This is a genomic window from Actinocrispum wychmicini, from assembly GCF_004345645.1.
Lineage (GTDB): Bacteria > Actinomycetota > Actinomycetes > Mycobacteriales > Pseudonocardiaceae > Kibdelosporangium > Kibdelosporangium wychmicini.
Genome location: NZ_SLWS01000001.1, coordinates 1,389,023 through 1,411,841, shown reverse-complemented (window position 1 = coordinate 1,411,841; position 22,819 = coordinate 1,389,023). Strand labels below are relative to the sequence as shown.

At 69.2% G+C, this 22,819-nt stretch carries 22 protein-coding genes; 15 read left to right on the top strand and 7 right to left on the bottom strand.

Translation table 11 applies throughout. The features are described from left to right. Positions 1–37 precede the first annotated feature (37 nt). Genes cofD through EV192_RS07145 form a run of 6 tightly spaced genes read left to right on the top strand, consistent with a single transcriptional unit; the run spans position 38 to position 4,720 of the window. A complete protein-coding gene (gene cofD / locus EV192_RS07170) occupies positions 38–1,024 on the top strand; it encodes a 2-phospho-L-lactate transferase (protein WP_132112221.1) in 987 nt (328 codons plus the stop codon). Continuing rightward, a complete protein-coding gene (locus EV192_RS07165; protein ID WP_132112219.1) occupies positions 1,021–2,358 on the top strand; it encodes a coenzyme F420-0:L-glutamate ligase in 1,338 nt (445 codons plus the stop codon). Before cofD ends, EV192_RS07165 begins: the two co-directional genes overlap by 4 nt. 56 nt (positions 2,359–2,414) lie before the next feature. Then, entirely contained in the window at positions 2,415–2,942 is a 528-nt protein-coding gene (locus EV192_RS07160; protein WP_165960234.1) for a YbaB/EbfC family nucleoid-associated protein, read from the top strand. A 12-nt stretch (positions 2,943–2,954) separates the two neighbouring features. Beyond that, entirely contained in the window at positions 2,955–3,260 is a 306-nt protein-coding gene (locus EV192_RS07155; RefSeq protein WP_132112215.1) for a type VII secretion target, read from the top strand. Continuing rightward, complete coding sequence (locus EV192_RS07150) at positions 3,260–4,135, top strand: hypothetical protein (protein ID WP_132112213.1); 876 nt, start codon at positions 3,260–3,262, stop codon at positions 4,133–4,135. Before EV192_RS07155 ends, EV192_RS07150 begins: the two co-directional genes overlap by 1 nt. A gap of 9 nt (positions 4,136–4,144) precedes the next feature. Then, complete coding sequence (locus EV192_RS07145) at positions 4,145–4,720, top strand: NUDIX hydrolase (protein WP_132112211.1); 576 nt, start codon at positions 4,145–4,147, stop codon at positions 4,718–4,720. On the opposite strand, the gene EV192_RS07140 is transcribed toward EV192_RS07145, so the two are convergent. Then, the gene (locus EV192_RS07140; RefSeq protein ID WP_132112209.1) at positions 4,665–5,564 is read right to left on the bottom strand and encodes a DNA-3-methyladenine glycosylase family protein; all 900 of its coding nucleotides are present in this window, start codon (positions 5,562–5,564) and stop codon (positions 4,665–4,667) included. The two genes, EV192_RS07145 and EV192_RS07140, sit on opposite strands and share 56 nt — an antisense overlap. Before the next feature lie 23 nt (positions 5,565–5,587). On the opposite strand from EV192_RS07140, the gene EV192_RS07135 reads away from it, so the two are divergent. After that, positions 5,588–6,682 carry a mannose-1-phosphate guanylyltransferase gene (locus EV192_RS07135; protein ID WP_132112207.1) on the top strand — a complete coding sequence of 365 codons (1,095 nt, stop codon included), beginning with the start codon at positions 5,588–5,590 and terminating at the stop codon, positions 6,680–6,682. Positions 6,683–6,799: 117 nt separating this feature from the next. Then, positions 6,800–7,213, top strand: coding sequence for a hypothetical protein (locus tag EV192_RS07130; RefSeq protein WP_132112205.1), 414 nt, complete (start codon positions 6,800–6,802; stop codon positions 7,211–7,213). Here the strand turns inward: EV192_RS07130 and EV192_RS07125 are convergent, their stop codons facing one another. Further along, positions 7,214–8,074, bottom strand: a complete 861-nt coding sequence (locus tag EV192_RS07125) for a glycosyltransferase family 2 protein (RefSeq protein ID WP_132112202.1) — start codon at positions 8,072–8,074, stop codon at positions 7,214–7,216. Between the two features lie 87 nt (positions 8,075–8,161). Between EV192_RS07125 and EV192_RS07120 the strand changes: the two genes are divergently transcribed. Together EV192_RS07120 and EV192_RS07115 are read left to right on the top strand one after the other, a co-directional pair. After that, a complete protein-coding gene (locus tag EV192_RS07120; protein WP_132112200.1) occupies positions 8,162–9,658 on the top strand; it encodes an MFS transporter in 1,497 nt (498 codons plus the stop codon). Beyond that, positions 9,636–10,232 carry an acyl-CoA-like ligand-binding transcription factor gene (locus tag EV192_RS07115; RefSeq protein ID WP_132112198.1) on the top strand — a complete coding sequence of 199 codons (597 nt, stop codon included), beginning with the start codon at positions 9,636–9,638 and terminating at the stop codon, positions 10,230–10,232. Before EV192_RS07120 ends, EV192_RS07115 begins: the two co-directional genes overlap by 23 nt. On the opposite strand, the gene EV192_RS07110 is transcribed toward EV192_RS07115, so the two are convergent. Both EV192_RS07110 and EV192_RS07105 read right to left on the bottom strand, forming a co-directional pair. Then, positions 10,229–11,359 (bottom strand): glycosyltransferase family 4 protein, encoded by a 1,131-nt coding sequence (locus EV192_RS07110; protein WP_132113117.1) that lies wholly within the window; start codon positions 11,357–11,359, stop codon positions 10,229–10,231. The two genes, EV192_RS07115 and EV192_RS07110, sit on opposite strands and share 4 nt — an antisense overlap. A 71-nt stretch (positions 11,360–11,430) precedes the next feature. Further along, entirely contained in the window at positions 11,431–12,525 is a 1,095-nt protein-coding gene (locus EV192_RS07105; protein WP_132112196.1) for a glycosyltransferase family 4 protein, read from the bottom strand. 173 nt (positions 12,526–12,698) lie between these two features. On the opposite strand from EV192_RS07105, the gene EV192_RS07100 reads away from it, so the two are divergent. Then, positions 12,699–13,835 (top strand): serine hydrolase domain-containing protein, encoded by a 1,137-nt coding sequence (locus tag EV192_RS07100; RefSeq protein WP_132112194.1) that lies wholly within the window; start codon positions 12,699–12,701, stop codon positions 13,833–13,835. A 76-nt stretch (positions 13,836–13,911) separates the two neighbouring features. Beyond that, positions 13,912–14,784, top strand: coding sequence for a glycosyltransferase family 2 protein (locus EV192_RS07095; protein ID WP_132112192.1), 873 nt, complete (start codon positions 13,912–13,914; stop codon positions 14,782–14,784). On the opposite strand, the gene EV192_RS07090 is transcribed toward EV192_RS07095, so the two are convergent. Beyond that, entirely contained in the window at positions 14,738–15,343 is a 606-nt protein-coding gene (locus EV192_RS07090; protein ID WP_132112190.1) for a DUF7850 domain-containing protein, read from the bottom strand. The two genes, EV192_RS07095 and EV192_RS07090, sit on opposite strands and share 47 nt — an antisense overlap. A gap of 36 nt (positions 15,344–15,379) precedes the next feature. On the opposite strand from EV192_RS07090, the gene EV192_RS07085 reads away from it, so the two are divergent. Both EV192_RS07085 and EV192_RS07080 read left to right on the top strand, forming a co-directional pair. Further along, positions 15,380–17,914 carry a glycosyltransferase gene (locus EV192_RS07085; RefSeq protein ID WP_132112188.1) on the top strand — a complete coding sequence of 845 codons (2,535 nt, stop codon included), beginning with the start codon at positions 15,380–15,382 and terminating at the stop codon, positions 17,912–17,914. 168 nt (positions 17,915–18,082) lie between these two features. Then, positions 18,083–19,168, top strand: a complete 1,086-nt coding sequence (locus tag EV192_RS07080) for a glycosyltransferase family 4 protein (protein ID WP_132112186.1) — start codon at positions 18,083–18,085, stop codon at positions 19,166–19,168. Here EV192_RS07080 and rfbD read toward each other — a convergent pair. Together rfbD and rfbB are read right to left on the bottom strand one after the other, a co-directional pair. After that, positions 19,165–20,052, bottom strand: coding sequence for a dTDP-4-dehydrorhamnose reductase (gene rfbD / locus EV192_RS07075; protein WP_132112184.1), 888 nt, complete (start codon positions 20,050–20,052; stop codon positions 19,165–19,167). The two genes, EV192_RS07080 and rfbD, sit on opposite strands and share 4 nt — an antisense overlap. Continuing rightward, positions 20,049–21,044 (bottom strand): dTDP-glucose 4,6-dehydratase, encoded by a 996-nt coding sequence (gene rfbB / locus EV192_RS07070; RefSeq protein ID WP_132112182.1) that lies wholly within the window; start codon positions 21,042–21,044, stop codon positions 20,049–20,051. Before rfbB ends, rfbD begins: the two co-directional genes overlap by 4 nt. Positions 21,045–21,202: 158 nt before the next feature. On the opposite strand from rfbB, the gene EV192_RS07065 reads away from it, so the two are divergent. Continuing rightward, on the top strand, positions 21,203–22,708 hold the full coding sequence (locus EV192_RS07065) for an LCP family protein (protein ID WP_132112180.1): 1,506 nt from the start codon (positions 21,203–21,205) through the stop codon (positions 22,706–22,708). The last annotated feature ends 111 nt before the right edge of the window (positions 22,709–22,819 follow it).

Here is a 22,819-nt window from a genome sequence, read left to right as displayed (position 1 = left end):
CCAGACGGGATTGGGGCCTTCATGGCAGGATCGTGTGGTGAAGGTCGTCGTTGTGGTCGGCGGGGTCGGTGGGGCCCGGTTCCTGCTCGGTGTGAAGGCGCTCCTCGGGCTGCCGCCGGTCGGTCCCGGCTCGTCCGAGCATTCGGTCACCGCCGTGGTGAACACCGGTGACGACGTGTGGATGCACGGCCTGCGGATCTGCCCGGACCTGGACACGTGCATGTACACCCTGGGCGGTGGCATCGACACCGACCGCGGCTGGGGCCAGCAGGGCGAGACGTGGGTGGTCAAGGAGCAGCTGGCCGCGTACGGCGCCGACCCGTCCTGGTTCGGGCTGGGCGACAAGGACATCGCCACGCACCTGGTCCGGTCCCGGATGCTGCGGGCCGGCTATCCGCTCTCCGCGGTGACCGAGGCGTTGTGCGATCGCTGGCAGCCTGGTGTGCGGCTGCTGCCGATGACCGACGACCGCGTCGAAACCCATGTGGTGGTGGACACACCTGAGGGTGAGCGCAAGGCGATCCACTTCCAGGAGTGGTGGGTGCGGTACCGGGCCGAGCTGCCCGCGCATTCGATCGTGCCGGTCGGGGCCGATGAGGCGGCGCCTGGTCCTGGTGTGCTGGACGCCGTCGCCGAGGCGGACGTCGTGCTGTTCGCACCCTCGAACCCGGTGGTCAGCGTGGGCACTGTGTTGGCGGTGCCCGGCATGAAGGACGCGGTACGCAAGACGGACGCGACCGTGGTCGGGATCTCGCCGATCATCGGCGGGAAACCGTTGCGGGGCATGGCGGACGCGTGCCTGACGGCGATCGGCGTGGAGACCAGCGCACAAGCTGTGGGCCGGTACTACGGTTCGCGCAAGTGTTCCGCCGACGGGGTGCTCGACGCGTGGCTCGTGCACACGGGCGACACCGCCGACGTGCCCGACGTCGCCGTTCGGGCCGTGCCGTTGCTGATGACCGATGTGGACGCGACCGCGGAGATGGCGCGGGCGGCTTTCGAAATGGCAGGGCTTTCGGTATGAGTGATCACGCCGGCCAGGGCGCAGTGCAGATCCTGGGTGTTCCCGGGCTGCCCGAGTTCCGTCCAGGCGACGACCTGGCCGAGGCGATCGCCTCGGCCGCCCCATGGCTGCAGGACGGCGACATCGTCGTGGTCACCAGCAAAGTCGTGTCCAAAGTAGAGGGACGACTGGTGGCCGTGCCGCACGACCCGGTGGCCCGGGACGCCGAACGCAGGCGGCTGGTCGAGGCCGAGGCGGTCAAGGTGATCGCACGGAAGAACCGGACCCTCATCACCGAGAACAAGTTCGGCCTGATCCAGGCCGCGTCCGGGATCGACGCGTCCAATGTGTCCGGTGACGAACTGGCGCTGCTGCCGGAGAACCCGGACGCGTCGGCCGCGGCGCTGCGCGCGGGCCTCAAGTCCCGGCTGGACGTCTCGGTGTCGGTCGTGATCACCGACACCATGGGCCGCGCCTGGCGGGTGGGGCAGACCGACGTCGCCATCGGCGCCTCCGGCCTGCCCGTCCTGCACCGCTACGCCGGCCAGATCGACCCGCAGGGCAACGAACTGGTGGTGACCGAAGTCGCCGTGGCCGACGAGGTGGCCGGAGCGGCCGACCTGGTGAAAGGCAAGATCGGCGGCATGCCGGTGGCGGTCGTGCGCGGCCTGGGCCGTCCGGACGACGGCTCGACCGGCGCCGACCTGATCCGGCCGGCCGACGAGGACCTGTTCCGCCTGGGCACCGAGGAAGCACTGGCCCAGGGACGTCAGGAAGCCGTGCTGCTGCGGCGGTCCGTGCGGTTCTTCAACACCGACCCGGTACCCACCGAGGCGATCCGGCGAGCGGTCAGCGTGGCACTCACAGCGCCCGCGCCCCACCACACCCGACCAGTCCGGTTCGTGCACGTCAGCGCCCGCCGAGACGCCCTCCTGGACGCCATGCGCACCAAGTGGCGCTCGGACCTGGCCGCCGACGGCTGGTCCCCGGAACGGATCGAGAAACGCGTCAAACGCGGCAACATACTTTACGGCGCAACGGAAATAGTCGTCCCCTTCCTGATCCGAGAAGGCTCCCACACCTATTCGGACACCTACCGGACAGCTGCCGAACGCACAATGTTCACCATCGCCGGCGGCGCGGCCGTCCAAGGCCTCCTGGTGGCCCTGGCGGCGGACGGAATCGGCTCCTGCTGGGTCTCCTCCACGATCTTCTGCGCCGACATCGTCCGCGAAGTCCTTGACCTGCCAACCGAATGGGAGCCACTGGGCGCCGTCGCGATCGGCTACCCGGCGGACACCCCGCTCGCCCCCCGCCCACCCCGCGACCTCCCCGACGGCCTGGTGGAGCGGTAACCCCACGATTTCCGAATGTCCTGCGGGGTGTCACTGTCCTCTGTGATACTCCGCGCATGACCATGCCTTCCCCAGGCGAGCAGTGGCAGGCCGAGTACGAGACGAAGCTTCGGGACACCGAGCAGCGGGCCGAGCGGATGCAGCAGGAGCTCGGCGACATCCAGATCACCCAGCACGGGATGAACGGACAGGTCACGGTCACCGTGAACGCGTCGGGCAACCTGGTCGGGCTCGAGCTCGGCAACAGTTTGCGCGACCGTGACGGGCATGCCGTCGCCCAAGAGGTGCTTCGGTTGGTGGCGGCCGCGCAGAGCCGGATCGCGGACGAGGTTCAGCGGGTGTCCGAGCCGTTGCTGGGCGACACCGAGGCTTTGCATGTCGTGGTGGACAAGGTGCGCAGTGCGTACCCGGAGACGCCGCCCGAGGACTACCGGCCCGGCGGTGGTGGGTACGGCCAGGAAGACGACTCGATAATCCGGGGAACCCAGCCGCCGCCTCCGCCGTCCAACCGCCGGCCCAGGCCACCGGCCGCCGTTGGTCCCAATGACGACGACTACTTCGACAACGGCGGCTTTCTGCGTTAACGAGGGAGCGAGATGGCTGACGACGGCTACATTGTCGATCCGGACGGGATGCGGGCGCACGCCAAGAAAGTGGACGCCGCCGGCGACCGGCTGGGCACCGCGGCGGACGCGGCCGGCCAGATGACGTTGCACAACGAGGCGTTCGGCCTGATCGGGCAGCCGTTGGCTGCCGGTGTGATGGTCATCGAAGGGGTCGCGACCGGCGCTGTCGCCGCCAGCCGGCTGATGGTCGAAGGGGTCGCGGCCGGGATCAAGGCGATGGCCGACGCGTACGACGAGGTCGAGCACGCCAAGAAGCAAGCGTTCGGAGGCAACTGATGCCTGACGGCAACACGCTGATCGCGCCGGAGAAGCCAGTCAGTGACACGGCGGGCGCGGGCGCGATCGACACGGTGGCCACCGCAGCGAAGGCCATCGGCGACGGCAACTGGGCCGAGGGCCTGGTCAACTCGTTCAGCGCGGCCAGCGCGGTCAGCAAGCTGATCGACGCGGGCGACCCGCTGGCGGGGCTCGCCGCGGCCGGGTTCGGCTGGCTGATCGAACACGTCAGCTTCCTGAAGGAACCGCTCGACAAGATGGTCGGCGACCAGCAGGCCATCGACGCGATGAGCGCCACCTGGGGCAACGTCGCCAAGGAGGTGTCCGGCGCGGCCGACGACATCACCAAGGCCGTGCAGACCGACACCGCGCCATGGGAGGGTGTGGCGATCGACGCCTACAAGGTGTTCGCCGCGGGCCAGGTCGCGATCGTCAACTCGGTGTCCACCGGGTGCCAGGCCGTGTCGATCGCGGTGAGCATGGCCGGCGGCGCCCTCAACGCGGTCCGCAAGGTGGTCCGCGAACTCATCTCGCAGGCCGTGGGTGACCTGGTCGCGGCGGCCATCGAATGGGCCGCGGCCGAGGTGATCTCGGTCGGCCTCGCCACCCCCGGCATGGTCGCCGACATCGTGCGGCGCGCGGTGAAATGGGCGAAGAAGATCGCCGAGTGGACGTCGAAGCTGATCCGGGTGGTCAAGAAGATCTGCGACCTGGTGAAGAGGCTCGAACTGGCCATCGACCGGCTGAAAGGCCCGCTGGACAAGGCGATCGACGCGAAGGGCATGTCGAAGCCGCTTGCGGACATCACCAAGGGCATCTACACCAACACCCGCAAGGTCGTGGCGAAGAACATCGACAAGACCTACAACCAGTAATGTTGCCGGGTGACCTTGCACGCCAACGCTGTCGCACTACTGGAGAATTGGCGGCCGGACGACTTCGGGCAGGAGTCGCTCCGGCAGGCCTACCTCGGATTCCTTGCCGCACGGGAGGATTCCTGTAGACGGGAGTGCGCCGCCGGGCATCTGACCGCGTCGGCCGTGGTGTTGGACGCGAGCGGCGAGCACGTGTTGCTGACGCTGCACCCCCGGGTCGGCCGGTGGTTGCAGCTCGGCGGGCACTGCGAGCCGGGCGACGCGGGACTGGTCGAGGCCGCCCTGCGGGAAGCGACCGAGGAGTCAGGGATCGACGGCCTGACCATCGATCCCACACCGGCGCATTTGGACGTTCACCCGATCACGTGCTCATTGGGTGTGCCCACAAGGCATTTCGACGTTCGCTTCGCGGTACACGCGCCGGCCGGAGCGCAGGCCGTGCGCAGCGACGAGTCGGACGACCTGCAATGGTGGCCTGTTTCGGAGTTGCCGCCGGACTCCGAGGACCTGCTGCCGATGATCTCGGCGGCTACATGGCGCGGTAGTCGCGGGGAGCCAGTCGGGGTCCGAAGCGGGGACGGCTGAACCCGGCGGCCTCGATGTAGCGGACGGCCCGTTGGCGTTGCGGCGAATAGGGGGCGAGGACTTCGAACATGCCTTCGTCGTCCAGTTTCCGGCCCAGCAGCGCGTAACCGACGACCGCGGGGATGTGGAAGTCGCCGAAGCTCACCGCGTCCGGGTCGCCCCAGGCGCGTTGGGCCACCTCGGCGGCCGTCCACACACCGATGCCGGGAACCTTGCGTAGCAACGCCCTCCCCTCGGCACCTTTGAGCGACACGGCCCGTTCCAACCGGCCCGCCACCTGTGCCGAGGCGATGAGAGCGCGGCGCCGGGCGTTGTCGACTCCGGCGCGATGCCAGTCCCAGTCGGCGATGGACATGATCGCGCGTGGTGACGGCGGGACGCGCAGACGCATCGGGCCAGGCGCCCAAGTGCCGAACCGGCGGCACAGTTCACGCCACGAGCGACGGGCCTCGATGCCGGTGACTTTCTGCTCCAGGATCGCCGGCATCAACACGTCCCACACCCGCCCGGACGCGCCGAGCCGCATCCCGGGCATGCGGTGGCGAACCTGGGCCACAACGTCATGGTGGGCCACGAAATCCGAGTCGTCATCGTCGGCTCCGAGCAACGCGGGCAGGCCGTCGAGCAGGAAATCCGCCCCGTCGCCCCAAGCCTCCGCGCTGACCTCGCCGTCGGCGGACCGGCGCAGACTGAGCGTCCCCGGACCGGTCGGGGTGTTCGCGGCCAGCCAGATGACACCGTCCGGAGATACCTGCGAACTGGGATCGCCGGCCCCCCGACGCAACGGCGCGAGCACACCCACCATGTCCAGCGGGTAGTCAGGTCGCCAAGCGCGGACGGTCATGGTGGCGACGTTACAGTGGCCTTGTGGACCTGCATGTGGTTGTGCCCGCTGGCGGCAGCGGGACCCGGTTGTGGCCCCTTTCCCGTGCGACGAACCCCAAGTTCCTGCACCCGTTGACGGGCACCGAGCGGTCGCTGCTGCAGGCGACCTACGACCGGCTCGTGCCGCTGGCGTCACCTGATCGGGTACACGTCGTGACGGGGACCGCGCACTCGGCGGCGGTCGCCCGCCAACTGCCGGACCTGCCGGGGCGCAACATCCTGGTCGAGCCGCTCGCCCGGGACTCGTGTGCCGCGATCGCCCTCGCCGCCGCGGTGATCCAGCAGCGCAGCCCCGGTGCGGTGATGGCGTCGTTCGCCGCCGACCACCTGATCAAGGACACGGACGCGTTCGCCCGTACCGTCGCTGAGGCCGCCGCCGGCGCCCAGCGGGGCGAGCTGATGACCATCGGCATCACGCCGACGCGTCCCGAGACCGGCTACGGCTACCTGAGGTGCAGCGAGACCGCGGAGTTGGGTGTCCGGCAGCAGGTGCTGGAGCTCAAGGAGAAGCCGACCCTGCCGGTGGCGCAGGAGTATGTGGGCTCCGGCCGGTATCTGTGGAACGCCAGCATGTTCGTCTGGCGCACCGACGTGTTCCTGCGGGAGTTGGAAAAGCGCAGGCCGGACGTGTTCGAGCCGGTCACCAAGATCGCCGAGGCGTGGGACACCGAGGACCGGGACGACGTCGTCGGCACGCTGTGGGCGGGCATCCCGAAGGTCGCGGTCGAGTACGCCGTGATGGAGCCGGCCGCCGCGGAAGGCCTGGTCGCGACCGTGCCCGGCGACTTCGGCTGGAGCGACATCGGCGACTTCGAAACCCTCGGGGAGCTGCTGGCGACCGAGGTGGACGGCGCCAGGGTGGTCGACACCCCCGGTGGTGGTGTGGTGGTGTCGGTGGACACCCAAGATGTAGTGGTCGTACCGGCCGGTGGGCGGCTGGTGGCCACCCTGGGGGTCCGTGACCTGATCGTGGTGGACACCCCGGACGCCGTCCTTGTGTGCCAACGCGAACGCGCCCAGGACATCAAGCGTCTCACCGAGATCCTGCGTGACAGCGGCCGGACCGGATACGTCTAAGATCAAGATGCGGATTTCACTTCATCCCTGACGACAGCGGCCTCAAGGGAATACTCTGGTGGCAACACGACAGCCGGTGGCGGTGCCGGCTTGAGGCGACGCGGGAGAGGCCAAGGCATGGATCCCCGGGAGCGAGCCGACGCTGCCCTGGCGCGAGCCCGCGCACGCGGCGCCTATGTGGTGACGCCGGAAGACGCGATCTCGCCGATGGACGCTTCGGCGACCCTGCAGATTCCCCGAGTGGTGGTCTCCTCGCTGGACAAGCGCGAGACCGACCCGGAAGCAACGATGGTGGTGCAACACCCGCTGGCGCAGAACCAGCCGACCCAGTCCCAGCCGTCCCCCCGGCCGCCCTTCCAGCACGGGCATCCACAGCAGCAGCACCAGGGCTACCAGCAGCAGGCGCCGACGCCGCAGCCCCGGCCGCGTGATCCAGAGCCGGAGCAGCAGCCCGAGGGCATGGTGCCGACCGTCAAACAGCCGCCCAAGCCGCGCCGGACCATGTCGGAGCGGATGGACGGCACCCTCTGACTATTTGCGGGTCTCGAGTTTCAGGCGGAGTTTGAGGCCGGCTTTGATGGCGGCGAGCAGCGGGCGCCATTCCGCGCCTTGGTGGCGGTCGGCGAGGTAGCGGTACGCGCTGGCGTGGTGGGCCGCGAGCATCTTCTCCGACGCCTTGGCGGTGGCGTGGCCGCCGATGTGCGTCACTTCCGCTGACGGCACGTACACGTTCTGCCAGCCCGCGCGGCCGATTCGGTCGCCGAGGTCGACGTCCTCGAAGTACATGAAGTAGCGCGGGTCGAAGCCGTCGACCGAGTCGAACGCCGCCCGCCGCAGCAGCAGGCACGAACCGGACAGCCAACCGGCTGTGCGCTCGACGATCGCGCCTTCCGACTGCCGGTACGCCTTGGTCCACGGGTTGTCCCGCCAGACGCGGCCGACGACGGCGTGCCCGACGCCTTTGCCCAGGGACGGCAGCAGCCGCGCGGACGGGTAGACGTCGCCGTTCGGTTCGCGGATCAGGGGGCCGAAGGAGCCGCCGCGCGGCCAGCGGTCGGCCGCGTCCAGGAGGGTGTCGATCGAACCGGGGCCCCATTCAATGTCGGGGTTGGCCACCACGACCCAGCCGTAGGCGTCGTCGAACTCGGTGACCCCTCGGTTGGCGGCGGCGCCGTAGCCCAGGTTCTCGCCCGTGGACAGCAGCTGCACGCCTTCGCGTTCGGCCGCTTGTTCCGGGGCGCCGTCGGTGGAGCCGTTGTCGGCGAGCACGACGCGGTAAGGCCGCTTGGTGGCCTTGTCCAGGGTGTCGAGGAACCGTTCGAGCGTCTCGCCCGGGGAGTAGGTGACGGTGACCACGGCCAACTCGTCGCCATAGTGTCTCGGTTCGGTCACGGCTGTGCATTCTGTCACGTCCCTGGCGAGCCCTGAAAGTGACAGCTACTCTCACATGAGAGTTACTTTCAAATGAGGGGTGCTGTCATGAACAGAGGACGTTGGTGGGTGCTGGGGGCGCTCGCCGTGGCTCTGCTGACCTTCGGCCTGGACGCGACGATCCTGAACGTCGCGCTGCCGACCCTGGCGACGGACCTGCACGCCACGACCGGGCAGCTGCAGTGGTTCGCCAACGCGTACACGCTCGTGCTGGCCGCCGGCCTGGTGCCCGCGGGCCTGCTCGGCGACCGGTTCGGCCCCAAACCGCTGCTGATCGGCGGCCTGGCGCTGTTCGGGGTGGCCTCGGTGGCGTGTGCGTACGCCGACGACGCCACCACGCTGATCGCTGCCCGTGCCGTCCTGGGGGTCGGCGCGGCGTTCATGGTTCCGTTGTCGAACTCCGTGCTCACCAAGCTTTTCCCAGCGGGCGAACGCGCGCGGGCGATCGCCGTACTCACCATGGCGATGGCGCTGGGCATCCCGCTCGGGCCGGTGCTCGGCGGCTGGATGCTGGACACGTTCTGGTGGGGCTCGGTGTTCCTGATCAACGCGCCGTTCGTGGTGATCGGCATCGCGGCCCTGGCGTGGCTGCTGCCGACCATCCCCGGCCGCCGGGACCAGCGGATCGACTTCCTGGGCATCCTGCTGTCCAGCGCCGGCCTGGTGGGCCTGACGTACGGGCTGATCGAGGCCGGCGACAAGGGCTGGGGCTCGGCCCAGGTACTCGTCCCCGCCCTCGGCGGCGTGGCGCTGTTGGCAGCGCTTGTGTTGTGGCTACGGCGTTCCGCGCGTCCACTGTTCGACCTGGCGCTGTTCCGTTCACGTGGGTTCGCCTGGGGTTCGGTGATGGCCACGCTCGGCTCGTTCGCAATGATGGGCGCGATGTTCGTTCTGGTGCAGTACTTCCAGGCGGTCAACGGCTCGGACTCGCTGCACACCGGGCTGAAGCTGCTGCCGATCGTCGGCGGCCTGCTCGTCGGTGCCCAGGTCGCGGACCGGCTGCGACCCGCGTTGGGCGCCAAAATCCTTGTCGCCATTGGGTTCCTGCTGATGGCGGTCAGCCTGGTGGTGGCGACGTGGACGTCCGTGGACACCGGCTACGGGTTCGTGGCGGTGTGGGTCACCGGAATCGGCGTCGGCATCGGGTTCGCGTTGCCGCCGTCGATGGACTTGGCCATGGGTTCGTTGGACAAGGACCGTACCGGCGTGGGCTCCGGGCTGCTGCAGGCGCTGCGCCAGGTCGGTGGGACGTTCGGGGTGGCGATCCTGGGCACGGTGTTGATCTCCGGCTACCGGGCCGGCCTGAACGTGCCGGGTCCGGCCACCGACAGCGCGGCGGCGGGTGTGCAGATCGCGCACGCCACCGGGCAGCCGTGGCTGCTGGACGCGGTCCGGAACGCCTTCATGTCCGGAATGGTCGATATGCTGTGGGTATGTGTGGGGTTCGCGGTTCTCGGCGGCGTGTTGACGCTGATGTTCCTGCCGCGCCGCCCCGCGGACGTCGAACAGTCAGAATCGGAGCATGACTACGTCGTCGCAGGCTGACCGCCCAGGGCTCAGGGAGCGGAAGAAAGCCAGGACGCGTGCCGCCATCCAGCAGCACGCGTTGCGGCTTTTCCTGTCGCAGGGCTACGCCGAGACGACCGTGGAACAGATCGCGGCCGCCGCCGAGGTGTCGCAGAGCACGTTCTTCCGGTACTTCGCGACCAAGGAAGAGACGGTCCTGTTCGACCAGTACGACCCCATGATGGTCGAGTCGTTCCTCAGCCAGCCCGCCGACATGAAGCCGCTCGACGCGATCCGGGTGGCGCTGACCGATGTGTTCACGCGGATGACCGCGGAGGAGACCGAGCTGGAACACGCCCGGATGCGGCTGGTCTCGTCCGTCCCCGAGCTGCGGGTGGTGGTCATGGACCAGTTCACCTCGGGCCTGACCCTGCTGACCGACATGGTCGCGGAACGGCTCGGCCGGGACCCGAAGGACTTCGCCATCCGGATGTGGGCCGGCGCGGTACTCGGCGTGGCGATCGCGGCGTTCTACGGTCGCGAGGACACCGACTTCGTCGAGGCCCTGGACCGGGGGTTCGCCCTGCTCGAGGCCGGACTGCCGCTCGACTAACGGCCGCGCCGGTGAATGGTGACGGCCCGGGCGTACAGCTCACGGTGTCGTTCCGCGCTCTGCGTCCACGTGAATTCCTTGGCCCGCCGCTGTGCCGCGGACGCCAGCTGGGACCGGCGCGCCGGGTCGTCGAGCAGTTCGGCCAACGCCGCCCCGATGTCCCCCGCGCCGACCCCGCAGTACGCCACCGCGTCCCCGCCGACCTCGGGCAACGACAGCCGGCTGGTCGTGAGCACGCACGCACCGCAGGCCATGGCCTCCAACACCGGCAAGCCGAAGCCTTCGCCGAGGCTCGGGTACGCGACCACCTCGGCGCCGCCCAGGAAGCCGGGCAGCTGCGTGAACGGCAAGTAGCCGGCCCGGATCACCCGCAGCCGGTGCGGCAACGCGTCCAGGGCGCGTTCGACCTGGCCGTCCCACCCGGGCTGGCCGGCCAGCACCAGGGCCGGCGGGTCGGTCCGGCCCTCGCAGGCCCGCATGTAGCCCCTGATCAGGGCGGGAACGTTCTTCCGCGGCTCCAGGGCACCGAGGAACGCGATGTACGGCTGGCGGGGCAGGCCGACCGTCTGCCGCGCCGCCCGGATGTCCTCCGGGCTGGGCGGGCGGAACGACTCACCGCTCACGCCGTGCGGAATGACCTCCATGACCCGTGGATCCGCGTTCGCGACCCTGGTCAGCTCCTGCGCCGTGGCCTCGCTGGGGACCGCGCACATCGACGCCCGACGCAACGCGATGCCGGTCCAGCCACGGAAGAAGCGCGCTTTCACGGAGGAGTGCAACAACGCGTCCGTGTAGAACGTGGCGTCGTGCAGTGTCACGACCGACGCCGCCGAATTGGCGAGTGGCGTCGTGTAATGCGGGGAATGCAGCACGTCAGCGCGCAACCTGCGGATCAAGCCGGGTAACGTCGTCTGTTCCCACACCAGCCGCGCGGTCCGGGTCTCGATCGACTCGCTGGCCGGCAGTATTCGGGCGCCTGGCGCGAGGGTGCCGTACAGCTCGGCGTCCCGCTGCTGGCAGGCGACCGCGATCCTGGCACCGTCGGCGTCCAATGCGGACACCAGCGAATCGACATACCGACCGACGCCACCGCGATCCGCGGGGACGGCGGTGGCGTCGATCAGCACGCGTGGTTCAGGACTTGCCACCCGAGCAGACTACGACGCCCGGCGCGGCGATATCGGCCGAACCCGGGAACTCACCGGACGAAGTGGTACAGCTCCAGATGCAGTTCCCAGAGCGATTCGGCGGCCTTCGCCCAGGTGAATCCGGCCGCTCGGGCCCGCGCCGCCTCGACCAGCGTGGCCGTGCGCCCAGGGTCGGTGAGCACGTCCCGCAGAGCGGTCGCGAGCGCCACCGGATCGTTCCGGCTGACCTGCACACCCGTGCCGCCGGCCACCTCGACCAACGCCGGGGCGTCCGAGTGGACCACCGGGACACCCACGGCCATCGCTTCGAGCACGGGCAGCCCGAACCCCTCAGCCATGCTCGGCGCCGCCAGGACAGTCGCGTGGCGCAGCACGACCGCGAGTTCCGCGTCGGACAGATACCCCAAGAGACGCAACCGGTCGGCCGGCAGGCCACCGAGGTGGACGTCGCCCCATCCACTGGGGCCGGCGATCACCAGCGGCAGGTCCGGCGCGTCCGGCAGTGCCATGGCCTGGACCAGGACACCAAGACCCTTGCGCGGCTCGACGGTGCCGACAGCAAGAACGTAGCGAGGCGGCAGTTTCAGGCGTTCGGCAATCTGGTCGGCGTCCTCCGGGGCCCGCGCAACGAACGACGGGACGCCATGGCCGACAACGTGCACGCGCGCGGGACCGGGGGCGTACTCGCTGAGCTCGGCGGCAACGGCCGCGGTCGGCACGACAATGGCCGTCGCACGCTCGGCGGCGCGCCTGATCATCGCCTGGTGCCACGCTGCACCCCGTTTCGTGAGCGTCTCGGGGTGGGTGAACGGAACCGTGTCGTGCACAGTCACGACCAAGCCGCGCTTGGCGTTCGGCGGCGCGAGTGGCGTGGGCGCGTGCACAGCGTCGCCCCCTGGCCACAGCCGGACGCCGCGCTCCCACGCGGCCGTCAACGCCCTCCTCGGCAACGGAAGCGCGCGTGGGCCGTCAACACCTGGGATGACGGCGTTGCTCAGGTCGCGGTGGCGCGCGGTGACACCTGTGATCGTCCAGCCCGTAGGCGCGCACTCGGCCATGGCCGTGACCAGTTCGCGGGTGTAACGACCGGTTCCGCCGGGAACCGGGGCCAGGAGTTGCTCGGTGAGCACGACCAGCTCGGGCACCCGAACAGGGTGCCACGCCGGCCGGACGTGGGCAGCGACCGACCCGCCGGCCTGAGCACCCTAATCGGCATCCGGTGGAGCGCGCCTCATCCGCTGGGCTGATCCCCGGCACGGCGAAGTCCGGGGTTTCCCCCCGATGTGCCGCGCGGTCGTTTCCCAATAACTTGACCGGTGTGCGTCTGATACCCATTCTCGCAACAACTTCCGCGTTTGTCCTCATCGCCGGATGCGCCATGGACCTCAGAATCAAGACCACCGACGGAGTGAAGGAAACCCGAGTTCGCGCCGTTCAAGCCGACATCGACCGGATGGTCGGTTTAGGCGCGGCCGGCGCGATCGCCACGATCACCGAGGACGGTGCGACTGTAACCCTCACCAGCGGTGTCGCCGACCGTGACAGCAAGACCAAAATTCCCACCGCGCCGCAGCAACGCGTCCGCGCGGGAAGCATCACCAAAACATTCACCAGCGTGGTACTGCTGCAATTAGTGTCCGAGGGCAAGGTGTCACTCGACGAGCCGGTGGAAACCTATCTCCCCGGATTGTTACGCGGCGACGGCATCGACGGACACGCCATCACCGTCCGTCAGCTGATGCGCCACCAGAGCGGGCTGCCCGACTTCGCCGCGAACCCCGAGGTCAACGAGTACCTCGCGGGGGTCGAGAAGCGCACGGCGACACCGGCCGAAGAGGTCGCGATCGCGCTGCGCCGTCCCGCGGACTTCGCACCGGGCTCGCGGTACGCCTACAGCAATACCAACTACATCGTCGTCGGGATGCTCATCGAACGCGTCACCGGCAAACCGTTCGGCGACGAACTTCAACGCCGCGTCATCACCCCACTCGGCCTCCAGGACACCTACCTCCCGGCGACCGGCGAACTCGATATCCGAGGTCCACACCCCGAGGGTTACGCCACCATCGCCGGCACGGTCACCGATGTCTCACGCGTCGAACCATCGGTGCCATGGGCGGCCGGCTCCATTGTTTCCACCGGCGTCGACCTGAACCGTTTCTATGCCGCTGTTGTCGCCGGACAAGTGGTCAAGGCGCGTGAGCTTGAGCAAATGCTTGCCGGTGTCCCGACCGGACCCGATCCCGGTTTGACCTACGGGCTCGGCATCGGCTCGACCACATTGCCGTGTGGCGCCGAATATATCGGCCACACTGGTGGCATCTACGGTTTCTTCACCATTTCTGGCGTGACGAGGGACAAGCGCGCGGTCACCTTGACATTCACCAAGGAGACGACCGAGAAGCCCGACGTGTCCGGAATGCTCAGTCACGCTCTGTGCCCGCAGCCCACATAGGCGAATGCCGGCCGCGTGGGCTGGGGTGGAATGATCGGCCTGCGGCGGCCAGGCACGTCCGAGCGAGGCGAGGACAATGAGAACAACTGTCGTGGTGGTGACCTGGCGCGGCCGCGACCACATCACCGCCTGCCTGGCCGCACTGGCCGCCCAGGACCGTCCACATCGGATCCTGGTGGTGGACAACGCCTCCGACGACGGCAGCGGCGACCTGGCGGCCGCCTACCCGGTCCCGGTCCTGCGCCTGCCGGTGAACACCGGCTACGCGGGCGGAATCCAAGCCGCCCTCGCGGAGTGCACAACCCCGTACATGGCCTGGCTGAACGACGACGCCATGCCCACACCCGGCTGGCTGGGCGCACTGGAAGACGCCCTGGACGCCGACCCAGGCGCCGCGGCGGCCAGCTCAAAACTGCTGACGCTCGACGGCGACGTCCAGTCGATCGGCGTGGGCCTGACCCGCGACGGTCACGGCGTGGACGTCACCGACGGCCCGGTCTTCGGCTTCTGCGGCGGAGCGGCCCTGGTCCGCACGGACGCCCTCCGCCAGGTCGGCGGTGTCCCGACCGAGTTCTTCTGCTACTACGAGGACACCGACACGTCATGGCGGCTGCGACTCGCCGGCTGGCGGATCGTCTCGGTGCCGAAAGCCGAGGTCGTGCACGTCCACGGCGCCACCACGAAGCCCGGGTCAGTGCCGTTCCACCGGTGGAACGAGCGCAACCGGCTCCTGATGCTGCTGCGCTGCGCGCCCCTGCTCATCGCCGCTCGCGAGATCGCCCGCTTCGCCGCCATCACAGCCCTGCTGCCGGTCCGCCGGAACGTGCCCCAGGCCGCCAATTTCCGGCTCGGCCTGCGGATCCGTGTGCTCGGCGAGGTGCTGGTGATGGCGCCGTCGTGGATCAGGAGTCGGGTGGGTCGACGGTCAGGTACACGCAGTCCCATTTGACCCAGTTCGCGTTTGTCGCGACGAAGAAGCGGACCATCACGGTCTCCGGTGGGGCCATGGCTGGGCCGAGGTCGAACCTGCCCAGCTTCTTGTCCGTGTCAATGAAGTGATTCGCCTGCACCGACCGTTCGGCCACCTGGCGGCCTTGGGCGTCGTAGAACCGCAGGCCGATCGGCTGGTTGTGGGACAGGTCGCTGGTGCCGGCCCAGACCGTCAGGCTGTACGTGCCGCGGGGGACGACCGTGGGGATCGTCTCGTAGGCCGTGCTCACCCGGCCTGCGGGAGTGGCGATGACCGCGTTGAGCTTGCCGTCCGAGGCCTGCGCGGGTTCGGTGGACAGGCGGGGTTGTTGGTCGTCCGGGGTGCCTGGGGGAACGCTCCAGGTCGGTTCGAAGGTGTAGCCGGCCGGCTGTCGGTTGGCGGCCACCTGCTCGACGCTGGGGTTGGGCGCGACCCCGCCGGCACACCCAGGGGGGACGGCGGGTGGCGGGTCCGCGGCGGCGACGCCGGCCGGGAGGGTCCCGACCAGCAGCAGAGCGGCGATCACACGCTTGACCACCGCCGCAGGCTAACCACTGGCGGGCCGCTTCGCACGATGAGGCAGGCTTATGGGGAACCAGAGTCCCCAGGAGGTGTTGTGCCGGACGACGCGCTGCTACCGGTGGTGTCCGTGGTCGTGGTCAACTACCGCGGCGCCGACGACACGATCACGTGCCTGCGGTCGCTGCGGGACGACCTGGCGTACCCCGCGGACCGGCTTCAGGTCATCTGCGTGGACAACAGGTCCGACGACGGCAGCGTCGAGCGGATCAAGGCGAACGTGCCTGGGGTGAAGGTCGTCGAGTCAGCGACCAACCTGGGCTTCGCCGGTGGCTGCAACCTGGGCGTTCAGCACGCCAAGGGCAGCGTCGTGGCGTTCCTGAACAACGACGCCCGGCCGCATCAGGACTGGGTGCGGGCCGCGGTGGACATGCTGCTGGCCGAGCCGACGGTGGCCGCGGTGGCGAGCAAGGTGCTCGACTGGACAGGCGAGAAGGTCGACTTCGTCGACGGCGGGCTGACGTGGTTCGGCATGGGCTACAAAACCCATCAGGGTGAACCTGACGACGGCCGCTTCGACACTCCGCGTGACGTGCTGTTCGGCACGGGGTCGGCGCTGTTCGTCCGGGCCGACACGTTCCGTGGGCTCGGCGGGTTCGACGAGCGGTTCTTCATGTTCTACGAGGACGTGGACCTCGGCTGGCGGCTGAACCTGCGGGGCTGGCGGGTGCGATACGAACCCGCGTCGGTCGCGTACCACCGCCACCACCGGTCGATGGCCGACGTGGACTCGTCCCGCGAGACGTACCTGCTGGAGCGAAACGCGCTCGCGTCCCTGTACAAGAACGTCTCGGACAAGACGCTCGCCATGGTGCTGCCGGCCGCGCTGGCGTTGTCGGTCCGGCGGGCCACCGCCCGCGGTGAGATCGACACGACCCAGCTGGACATCACCAAACGCCGGCTGGACGGACCGGACGACAGCGACCCGATCGCGATCCCCCGGGTCTCGGCGGCCGCCCTGTTCGCCATCGACCAGTTCATCGAGATGCTGCCCTCGCTCAAGGAGTCCCGGGCGGTCGAGCAGGCCGCCCGGGTCCGGTCGGACGGCGACCTGCTGAAGCTGATGCGCAACGCGATGGAGCCCGCGTCCCCGGAGATCCCGTACCTGATGGCCCACCGGGCCCTGTCCGAAACGCTCGACCTGGGCGAGGTGTACGGGTACCGGCGCAACATCCTGGTGATGACGTCGGACGCGATCACCGAACGGATGGCCGGGCCGGCGATCCGCGCGTGGAACATGGCCGACGTGCTGTCCGGCGACCATGACGTCCGGCTGGTCACGATGAACCCGCACTCCGACCCGCCGCCCGCGCCGTTCCAGGTGCGGTACACGCACGAGAGCAAGGTCAGCCCGGACGTCGAGTGGGCCGACGTGGTGATCATGCAGGGGCATGTGCTCGAACAGGTGCAGGAGCTCAAGTTCGCCAGCAAGATCCTGGTCTGCGACATCTACGACCCGATGCACCTGGAACAGCTGGAGCAGGGCAAGGACCTGACCGACGCCCGGCGCGCGCACGTGGTCGAAGTGGTCACCGAGGTGCTCAGCAACCAGTTGCTGCGGGGCGACTTCTTCCTGTGCGCGTCCGAACGCCAGCGCCACTTCTGGCTCGGCCACCTCGGCGCGATCGGCCGGCTGAACCCGACGCTCTACGACAGCGACCCGTCCGTGCGGTCGCTGCTGGCGGTCGCGCCGTTCGGCCTGTCGGCCAAACCGCCGGAGCGCACCGGTCCGGGCCCGCGGGAACTGGTGCAGGGCATCAAACCGGATGACAAGCTGACGATCTGGGCCGGCGGGATCTACAACTGGTTCGACCCGTTGACCCTGTTGCACGCCTTCGACCGGCTGCGGCACCGCCGGACCGACGCGAAGCTGCTGTTCCTGGGCATGCGGCACCCGAACCCGGACGTCGGCGAGATGGACATGGCGACCCGGACCCGCGCCCTGGCGCACCGGCTGGACCTGGTGGGCCGCAACGTGTTCTTCAACGAGACGTGGGTGCCGTACGACGAGCGGCAGAACTGGCTGCTGTCCGCCGACTGCGGCGTGACCACGCACTTCGAGCACGTGGAGACGACGTTCGCGTTCCGCACCAGGGTGTTGGACTACCTCTGGGCCGGGCTGCCGATCGTGACCACCGCCGGCGACTCGTTCGCCGACCTGGTGGCGCAGGAACGTCTCGGCGTGGTCGTGCCGGCCGAGGACCCGGAAGCGCTCGCCGACGCCCTGGAGCGGGTGCTGTACGACGAGGAGTTCGGCAAAACCTGCCAAGTTCGCATCCAGGCTGTCCGGGAGCGGTATACCTGGGAGACAGTGCTCGCACCGCTGGTCGAGTTCTGCCGGAACCCGCGGCCGGCCGCGGACCGTCTCACCGGGACCGGGCCGTTGGTGGCGCAGGAGCCGCTCGGCGCGGTCGGGGTGATGCGCCGGGACCTGGCGCTGATGAAGGAGTACCTGAACGCCGGCGGACCGGGCGAGCTGGCCAAGCGGGCCGGCGGCCGGATCCGCCGGGTACTGCGGCAAGGGAGGTAACACGTTGGCCAAGTGGTCACCGCCGGAGGTCCTTCGAGGGTATTCGGCGGATCCAGGTTTCCACTGGGCGTGCGGCCGGAAGGCCCTCGTACCGGGTTGTACTTGGGCCTTCCGGTCCGCGCGTCCAGTGGGAAGCTGGGCCGTCGAGACCCCGAAGGACCTCCGGCGGTGACCACTAAAGGCAGGTTGCGGGTACTGCTGGACGGGACGCCGTTGCTCGGCGACCGGACCGGCGTGGGCAGATACACCGCTGCCCTGGCTGAGGAGCTCGCGTCCATGCCTGAGGTTGACATGCGAGCCGTCGCGTTCACCCTGCGCGGCTGGCGGAAGCTCCGCAAGGTGCTGCCGCACGGCTCACGGGCCCGGGGAATGCCCGTGTCCGCGCGGCTGTTGCGGAAATGCTGGCTGCGTGGGCCGTTCCCGCCGATCGAGCTGTTCGCCGGGTTCACCGACGTGGTGCACGGAACGAACTTCGTGCTGCCCGCGTCCCTGCGGGCGGCGGGCGTGCTCACCGTGCACGATCTTGCTTTCCTTGACGCGCCTGAGGAACTGCCGCCGGGTGACCGGGACCTGCCGGAGCTGGTCCGGCGGTCGGCGCACCGGGCGGCGATGGTGTGCACGCCGTCCCAGGCCGTCGCGGACGTGGTGACCGAACGCCTCGACCTGCCGGCCGAGCGGGTCACGGTGACGCCGTTGGGGATCGACCCGGCGTGGTTCACCGCCCGCCCACCCGGCGACCAGGTGCGTAAACGCCTTGGCCTGCCTGAGGAGTACCTGCTGTTCGTGGGTGCGGCCGGGCCGCGCAAACGGCTCGACTGGCTGCTGAAGGCGCACGACTCGGCCGTCGACCTGCCGCCGCTGGTGCTGGCCGGGCCGGGACACCGGGCCGCGTCCGGCCGGGTGCACCCGGTCGGCTACCTGTCCGATGTGGACCTTCGGAACGTGGTGGCCGGGGCGTCCGCGCTGGTGTTGCCCTCCCGGGACGAGGGCTTCGGCCTGCCTGTGCTGGAGGCGATGGCGTGTGACGTGCCGGTGGTCTGTACGGACCTGCCGGCGTTGCGCGAAGTGGCCGGCGGGCACGCCACCCTGGTGCCGTTCGGCGACCTGGACGCCCTGCGGCTGGCGCTGACCGCTGCCCTGCGGGAACCGCCGACACCGGCAACCCTGGCCGTCCGGCGGGCCCACGCGGGCGAGTACACTTGGCGGCGCTGCGCCGAGGCGACCGTCGCCGCGTACCGCCGGGCGACCGCCTAACTGTTCGCCTGGAACGATTTGGTGAGCGCCTCACGCCACGGCCGCATCGGGGTCAGGCCGGCGTCATTCCAAGCGGTCGGGGACAGCACCGAGTTCTTCGGCCGGCTGGCCGGGCGGGGAAAGTCCGCCGTGGTGCACGGCTGTACCCGGGCGGGGTCGGCGCCGAGTTCTTCGAAGATCGCCCGCGCGAAACCGCACCAGGTGGTCTCGCCGCCGCCGGTGCAGTGCAGGACACGCCCTTCCGGCGCGGTGCCGGCCACGATCCGCCCGGCCAGTTCCAGCAGGCCGGCGGCCAGGTCCACGGTCCAGGTGGGCGAGCCGCGCTGATCGTCCACAACGGACAGTGTGGCGCGTTCGGATTCAAGCCGGGTGATCGTCTTGACGAAGTTGTTGCCGTTCGCCCCGTAGACCCACGCGGCCCGGACCACCCAACCGTCCACACCGGACCGGAGGATCGCGTTCTCGCCGGCGAGCTTCGTCGTGCCGTAGACCGACTTCGGGCCGACCGGGTCGTCCACTTCGTACGGTCCGGTCTTGTCCCCGGAGAAGACGTAGTCGGTGGACACGTGCACAAGCGGCACCCGCCGGGACGCGCACACCGCCGCGAGCAGCCGCGGGCCGTCCGCGTTCACCGCGAACGCCTTGTCCTGGTCGGTCTCGGCCGCGTCCACCGCGGTGTAGGCGGCCGCGTTGATCACGACCGGCGGGCGGTCGCCGGCCGCCGCGACCAGCCCATCGACGGCTTCGACTACGGGACCGGCCTGGCTGATGTCCAGCTCGGCCCGCGCGGGGGCCCGCACCACCGACCCGGCCGGCGCGCCGACCGCGAGGTCGTGGCCGAGCTGCCCGGTGCCGCCCGGCACCAGGATCGCGAGCGCGGTCATCGGGATGACGCGAGCGCAGCCCGCTTCTTCAACGGCTCCCACCACGAACGGTTGTCGCGGTACCACTCGACCGTGCTACGCAGGCCCTGGTCGAACGGCACCCGCGGGGCGTATCCCAGTTCCGTGCTGATCTTGGTGATGTCCACCGAGTAGCGGCGGTCGTGGCCCTTACGGTCGGTGACCGGCTCGACCATGGACCAGTCCCGGCCGACCGCGTCCAGCAGCCGCTGGGTCAGCTCCTTGTTCGGCAGCTCGGTGCCACCGCCGATGTTGTAGACCTCACCCGGCCGGCCCTTGTCGGCGACCAGCTGGATACCCGCGCAGTGGTCGTCCACGTGCAGCCAGTCACGGACGTTGAGGCCGTCGCCGTACAGCGGGACCTTGTGGCCGTCCAGCAGGTTGGTCACGAACAGCGGCATGACCTTCTCCGGGAACTGGTACGGCCCGTAGTTGTTCGAACACCGGGTGATGCACACCGGCAGCCCGTACGTCCGGTGGAAGGAGCGGGCGATCAGGTCCGACGACGCCTTGGAGGCCGAGTACGGCGAGTTCGGCAGCAGCGGGTGCTCCTCCGGCCACGAGCCCTCGTCGATCGAGCCGTACACCTCGTCGGTGGACACGTGCACGAACTTGCCGACCTCCGCGTCCAGCGCGGCCTGCAGCAGGTACTGGGTGCCCAGCACGTTGGTCAGCACGAAGTCGGCGGCGGCCATGATGGACCGGTCCACGTGTGATTCGGCGGCGAAGTGCACGACCAGGTCGGTGCCCCGCATCAGCTCGCTGACCAGGGAGATGTCACAGATGTCGCCGCGTACGAAGCGTAGCCGGGGGTTGTCGGCGACCGGCGCGAGGTTGGCCTCGTTGCCCGCGTACGTCAACTTGTCCAGCACGATGATCTCGGCGTCGGCCAGTTCCGGATACGCGCCCGACAGCGCCTCCCGAACGTAATGGGAGCCGATGAAGCCCGCACCCCCGGTCACCAGAACACGCATCCGTCAGCCTCTCACTAGGTGGTAACGGGTCGCAGTCTTTCATGCGGGCCTAAATCGCCAGCCAACCGTTCAGGGGTGCTGGGCGTATTACCGGTACACCGCCGTTTTACGGCGATGTTCAGTAATGTGGGTCGAGGCGGGAGATCCAGGAGGCGACCTTGTCCAGGGGCGGTTATCGGATCGCGCTGTACATGGCACGGTGCGTGATCGCACTCGGGTCGATCTTCGTGCTGACCTTCACCGCCTACGCCTACGTCACATACCGTGACGTCAACGCCGATGTGGTGACCACCGACGTGATCCCGCCGGACGTGCAGAAGGCCGGCCCGAAGCCGCTCGACGGCGCACAGGACATCCTTCTCGTCGGCATGGACAGCCGGACCGATTCGTACGGCAACCCGCTGCCCAAGGAGGTCATGGACATCCTGCACGGCGGCATCAACGACGGTGAACGCAACACCGACACGATGATCCTCGTGCACATCCCGACCGACGGCAGGCGCGCGGTCGCCATCTCGTTCCCGCGCGACTCGTGGGTGACGATCAACGGCGGTTTCGGCAGCCACAAGCTCAACTCGGCGTTCGTGTACAAGTTCAACGACGTCATGAAGGACCAGCGCAACGTCCCGCCGAAGCAGGCCGAGGACGTGGCCAAGAAGCAGGGCCGGATCAACCTGATCACCACGATCGAGCAGCTGATCGGCAACGCGGTCACCATCGACAAGTACGCCGAGGTGAACCTGGCCAGCTTCTACGACATCACCAAGGCCATCGGCGGTGTCGAGGTGTGCCTGAACAAGGCGGTGGACGAGCAGAAGTCCGGCGCGAGGTTCCCGGCCGGCGTGCAGACCGTGTCGGGCGCGGACGCGCTGTCGTTCGTACGCCAGCGCTACGAACTGCCGAACGGGGATTTCGACCGGATCGTCCGGCAGCAGGTGTTCATCGGCGCGTTGGCCCGGAAGGTGCTGTCCACCGGCGTGCTGACCGACATGTCCAAGCTGAACGACCTGACCACGGCGATCAAGAAGTCGGTGGTGCTGTCCTCGGGGTGGGACATCACCACGTTCGCCCAGCAGATGTCCGGGCTGTCCAGCGGTGCCATCGACTTCTACACGATCCCGACGGTCGGGCCGGCCAAGATCGGCGGCGCGGACGTGATCAAGGTGGACCCCAAGCAGGTGCACGACTTCGTCGCCGCACTGACCCGCGACGACCACCCGCCGGCCCCGTCCGCCCCGCCGACGTCGTCCACCGCACCCACCAGCACACCCTTCGCGCCGGGCACGGTCACGGTCGACGTGCGGAACGCGTCACCGATCCGGGGAGCGGCCGCGTCGGCACAGGCGGTGTTGAAGGGTAAGGGTTTCCTGCCTGGGACAGTCACCGACACGGCGGCACAGCCGACGTCGACGCTGTACTACCGGCCCGGCGAAGAGGATTCCGCGCAACAGGTGCAGCTGGCGCTCGGCGGGCAGTTCACGCTGACCGTCGACTCGACGCTGAAAACCGGCGAAGTCCGCGCGGTGCTGGGAAAGAACTACCAGCCGGCGACCGGTCACCAGGTCCAGACCAGCGCGCCGCCGACCAGCGGGGGCACATCGTCCACAAACGTCACACCGACGTCGCCACCGATCAACGCCAACGGTGTGACCTGCGTCAACTGATGCCGGCCGGGGATCGCCGCGGAGTCGCCCCAACGGGCGGTCCTTCGGGTGGCGTTCGTTCCCGGCGAACCGAGGGCGGTTACGCTCGTACACGAATGCTGGGGTGGGAGG

Excerpts from the sequence above, each read along its gene's own strand:
- rfbD (WP_132112184.1), bottom strand. The coding sequence starts at position 20,052 with ATGACCGCGCTCGCGATCCTGGTGCCGGGCGGCACCGGGCAGCTCGGC.
- EV192_RS07165 (WP_132112219.1), top strand. The coding sequence starts at position 1,021 with ATGAGTGATCACGCCGGCCAGGGCGCAGTGCAGATCCTGGGTGTTCCC.
- EV192_RS07120 (WP_132112200.1), top strand. The coding sequence starts at position 8,162 with ATGAACAGAGGACGTTGGTGGGTGCTGGGGGCGCTCGCCGTGGCTCTG.
- rfbB (WP_132112182.1), bottom strand. The coding sequence starts at position 21,044 with ATGCGTGTTCTGGTGACCGGGGGTGCGGGCTTCATCGGCTCCCATTAC.
- EV192_RS07140 (WP_132112209.1), bottom strand. The coding sequence starts at position 5,564 with ATGACCGTCCGCGCTTGGCGACCTGACTACCCGCTGGACATGGTGGGT.
- EV192_RS07150 (WP_132112213.1), top strand. The coding sequence starts at position 3,260 with ATGCCTGACGGCAACACGCTGATCGCGCCGGAGAAGCCAGTCAGTGAC.
- EV192_RS07160 (WP_165960234.1), top strand. The coding sequence starts at position 2,415 with ATGACCATGCCTTCCCCAGGCGAGCAGTGGCAGGCCGAGTACGAGACG.
- EV192_RS07095 (WP_132112192.1), top strand. The coding sequence starts at position 13,912 with ATGAGAACAACTGTCGTGGTGGTGACCTGGCGCGGCCGCGACCACATC.
- EV192_RS07085 (WP_132112188.1), top strand. The coding sequence starts at position 15,380 with ATGAGGCAGGCTTATGGGGAACCAGAGTCCCCAGGAGGTGTTGTGCCG.
- EV192_RS07115 (WP_132112198.1), top strand. The coding sequence starts at position 9,636 with ATGACTACGTCGTCGCAGGCTGACCGCCCAGGGCTCAGGGAGCGGAAG.
- EV192_RS07155 (WP_132112215.1), top strand. The coding sequence starts at position 2,955 with ATGGCTGACGACGGCTACATTGTCGATCCGGACGGGATGCGGGCGCAC.
- EV192_RS07130 (WP_132112205.1), top strand. The coding sequence starts at position 6,800 with ATGGATCCCCGGGAGCGAGCCGACGCTGCCCTGGCGCGAGCCCGCGCA.